The sequence below is a fragment of the Arcobacter pernae genome (assembly GCF_049472135.1).
Taxonomy (GTDB): Bacteria; Campylobacterota; Campylobacteria; order Campylobacterales; family Arcobacteraceae; genus Arcobacter_B.
Genome location: NZ_JBMOVV010000026.1, coordinates 1 through 4,613 on the forward strand (window position 1 = coordinate 1; position 4,613 = coordinate 4,613).

Genomic DNA, 4,613 nt, shown 5'->3' on the forward strand with positions numbered 1-4,613 from the left:
ACTAAGCTTCCGCCTGTTGTTATATCAGACTGTGTATCATAACTTGTTGTAAGCGTAGCTACTCCTGTAACATCCACTCTATTTACCTCTACATCTACACTATTTACTTCTATTGCATTTGCTTCTGTGATATATACATCTGATCCACTATTTACTGTTATTTCATCTACTGCTGTATTTAAGTGATTACTTCCTTCACCTATTGTACTTCCTGTTTTTATCAATAACTCATTTGCTGTAATTAATGAACTTCCATCTATATCACTTAGTGTTGTTCCTGCATAAATACCTACATCTGCTGTTCCTGCATTTACGCTATCTGTAGTTACACTTCCATTTGTTGCTTCTATAATGATATTTCCATCATTAGTTTGGATAGTTGTTCCATCTATCATTGTTATTGAATTATTTGCAAGAACATCTATTGTTTTACTACTTGTTGATGTTGTTACATTTGCATTTAGGTTTACACTTCTTCCTGCGTTTAATGAAACATTACCTGTACTTAATAAGGCTGCTCCTATTGTGATATCAGATGCTGTTCCTATTGCTTGAAGTAATATATCTCCATCTGAACTTGTATTTGTTGTTATTGTTCCTGTTGTTGTAATTGTTCCTTCTTCTGTTACGATTACTACATCACCGTTTGTACCTTGTGAATTAATTGAAGAAATTATTAAGTCATCATCTTCTTCTAGGAATATATCTCCACTTGTTATATTTGTTAAAGAGATTGTTGATACATCTGTATCTATTTCATCACTATTTGTTCCTATTCCTGTTGTTGCACTTAATGTTGCTTCATTTGCTGTGATATTTGCATTTTCACTACTTAAGTTATCACTTATTGCTAATCCTGCTATTACTGTTACATTTCCTGTTGTATTGATAATTGCTACTTCTACATTTGAACTTGCGTTATATGTAATATTTCCTGCTGTTGAGTTTGTCTCTTTTATATCATTCATTATGATACTTCCAGATGTAGCTATTACACTTATATCTCCATTTACTGATGTAATATTTCCACTTTGTGTAATATCTCCTGAGTCAACAACAATATTTATTACACCATCACTACTATTTTGTGTGATTCCTTTTATTTCTAGTGTATCTGTTTCTTGTAGGTATATATCACCACTTGTATTATTTGTTAGTGTGATATTTGCTACTGTTGTATCTATATCATCAGAGTTTGTTCCAATTCCTGTTCCTGCTGTTATTGTTAATGATGTTGTTCCACCTAGGATATTTGACACTTCGCTACTTAAATTATCTAGTACGCTCCCTCCTGCTGTTAATGTTACAGAAGCATCAGCTTCAACAATAGATAAAGAAATATCTAAACCAGCACTATAAGCTATATCTCCACCACTTGACGAGTTAGTATAAATACCATCAGCTACGGTAATTGAATCATCAGCTACTAAAGATAGATTTCCATCATTTGTTTGAATATTATGATTTACTAAAATATCAAAATTATCACTATCACTAGTATCTCTATCTTTTGCTTCAACTGTAGTAGTTCCATTACTATCTATAGTAATTCCTCTCCCACTATTAGCACTAGATAAAACTGTAATAGTTCCATTTTCAGTTGTAAGATTAGTAGTTCCTATACCAGTTTCATCTGTTTGTTCTAAAGCTGTTACATTTACATCTTTTTTATATGTATATCCATTTACAATATCTGTGTCATCAGAAGTATCGGATGTTCCTTTATCATCTTTTAAATCAACAATGTTGATATTAATATCTCCATTTCCTGTATTTTTAATATCAATATTATTGACAAATATAGAAGATAGGTCTATTCCTGTTTTAGCAACAGCTGTTAAGTTATCAGCATCTAAAAACTCATATTCACCTGTTTTATTATCATTATCAACTTCATTATAGTCTTTTTGAGAAATACTTCCTTCTACTGAATAAAAAGAAATATCATTTGAAGTTTTGATTCTATTATATATTTCAATATTATTATAAGCTTCCAAATAAATACTATCTTTTACAGATAAAATAGCTGAAGAGTTTTGATTATCATCAACTATAATATTATTTCCAAAAAGATAAACATCATCATTAAAAGTAGAACCCGTTAAACCAAACTGTCCTAAAATAATATCCCCTAGTCCACTTGAAGCATGACCTGTTCCAGTAGTATCATTATAACTATCAATCCCATCTTCATGACCTATGATAATCTTTCCAAACTTTTCAGACAAATACCCTAATTCTGTACTACTTAAATTAAGAGAGTTAATATCTTCATAATCAGCACCTATTTTACTTGGTGAAGAAACCTCAATATTTACAGTTTTATCAGTAGGTTTTAATGTGATAGTTCTATTTGCATCAAAAGAAACATCTTTGTTTACATAATTAGCAAAATCTATTTCATTACCTTCTAAATAAATATTACCTGTAACATCAAGAGTATTTTGGAAAATAATAGTATTTGCACCTTCTATATAAAGATTTCCATTTACTGTTACACTATCATTAAATAATATATTCCCATTAGTTGAAGTTATTACAAAATCACCATCAATTATAACTTCAAGGTCAAAGTTCATATTATTTCCAGTAATTGACAAATGTTCTAAAGGATTTGTATCACCAATTTTATCTTTAAAGGTCATATTTCCTGATGCTAAAATTGCTAATTTATCATTTGAAGTACTTCCATTTATAGTATCATCAAATTGAATACCTTCTTCACTTGAATCAAAATATCCATCTGAATTAAAATATACTTCATCACCTGAAACAATAACAGGAGCTGCATAAGTAGTATTTTTATTTGTCATTACATCAGCAACAAAAGTAGTTAAAGTATTTCCATTTATAAAAGAGAGTTTTGAAGTATCATTTGTAGTAGAGTTATTTGGATTTGATACGATATATAAATTATCATCTAAAATTAAATCTGTTGAACCATCACCTGATCCTAAGACAGTAAAGTCATTTGAGCCTGCAACACTTCCTACAACTATAGTATCAAACTCGTTTTTAATATCTTCAAATAACTGTGCATCTAAATGAATACCAGCAGAAGTATCCGTACCATCAGTTCCTAAATAAATATGCTTACTTGTATCAAGAGGGTCTATAAAAAGAATAGTTTCTAAAGTACCATCTGCATTTAGCATCTCCTTAATATCTAAAACAACTGTTTTATTGTTATTTGAATCTAATGCCTCAAGTCGAGTATTGTCTTTTAATAATTCTGTTCTACTTCCATCACTATCATCTAAAGTATTTTTAATAGTTTCATAACTAGTTTGTGAGTAAGTATTTTGATCATTATTCAAAAGTATTACAGCTTGTGCCCCACCTAAAACTGGGTCAGCAGAGAGTAGTGTTCTACTCTCTAAAGGTTCTATATTATAAAGTGACTCAGTTTGTTCCATTTGTTTCAACTTCTTCTGCTTCAAAAGTTTTTCTCTTCTTTTTATAACTCTACTATTAAATTTCATACTATTTCCCTACTTTTATTATAAAACTAAATCTTCTGTCCATAACTCATACTCTTCCTCATCATAGTCAAACAAGATATTACTACTCATTCTCTCTATATCTATAAATCCTATTGAACTTGTATACGTACTATATTCTACACTTGGCATTATTACCTCATGCTCTGCTACTGTACTCACATTTTGCACTTCAAAGCTTCTTAATGCTCTTATATTATCATTCTGTGTTATTTGTGTATTTCTTACTACATACTCATTATATGCGCTATTTATATTACTTGATTGATTTAAGTTTTGGTAGTTTATCGCTGCTTCAAACTCCCACATTACGATATCTTCCATCCCTTCTGATAACTGTGTTTCTATCTCTGTTACTTCTTTATCAAACTCACTTACTGCTACATATTGCATTGAGTAATTATCTCTCTCTATTAATAAGCCGTACATTGTATCATTTATTGTATTATTTTTTATTTTAGCTTTATCATAATTTCCTAAATATAATTTTGTTGTGTCTATCTCTATAGCCTCTTTTGCCATTGTTTCTATTGTTTCTGGGCTTACTTTATTTCCTTCTGTATATGCCCCTTTCCCTAGCATATTTAGGTTTTGAGATTCTACATTTATTAATTCACCATTATTATCTAGTATTCTTTTTTCTTCTGATACTTTTACTGTTACTGTATTAGCTGTTAATTTATCTAAGTATAGATCTCCATTTGAGCTTTCTATTGCTAAGATATTTGTTGCGTTTGAATCTTTTACTATTACATCATCTATTTGTGTTACATATACTGAATCACTTGAGTTTACAGTTATTGTCTCTACATCTGTTAGAAGTGTTGAGAATGCTACATCTAAGATTAAGTCTTCTGCTATGATTGTTCCAAACAGATTATCTTTCTCATTTATTGTTATATCATTTACTACATTTGCGTTTATTGTTTTTATTTCTGTATTCAGGTTTACATTTAATGCATCTATTGTTAACTTATCTACTTTTACTAATGATGTTGTATCTTTATTCTCTATATTTGAGTTTGAAATTACTTTCATATTTGTCGCATTTACTGTACCTATTTGTAAATCATCTTTCTCTTCTAGGTATATATCTGTATTTACCTCTGCATT

At 29.6% G+C, this 4,613-nt stretch carries 2 protein-coding genes; both read right to left on the bottom strand.

Annotation, left to right across the window (positions count from 1 at the left end; translation table 11 throughout):
* Positions 1-3,482: beta strand repeat-containing protein (locus ACH5BF_RS14160; RefSeq protein WP_423274891.1), on the bottom strand; the 3,482-nt coding region annotated here is incomplete at its 3' end.
* Between the two features lie 18 nt (positions 3,483-3,500).
* Positions 3,501-4,613 (bottom strand): hypothetical protein (locus tag ACH5BF_RS14165; protein WP_423274766.1); only part of this gene is annotated, 1,113 nt, incomplete at its 5' end.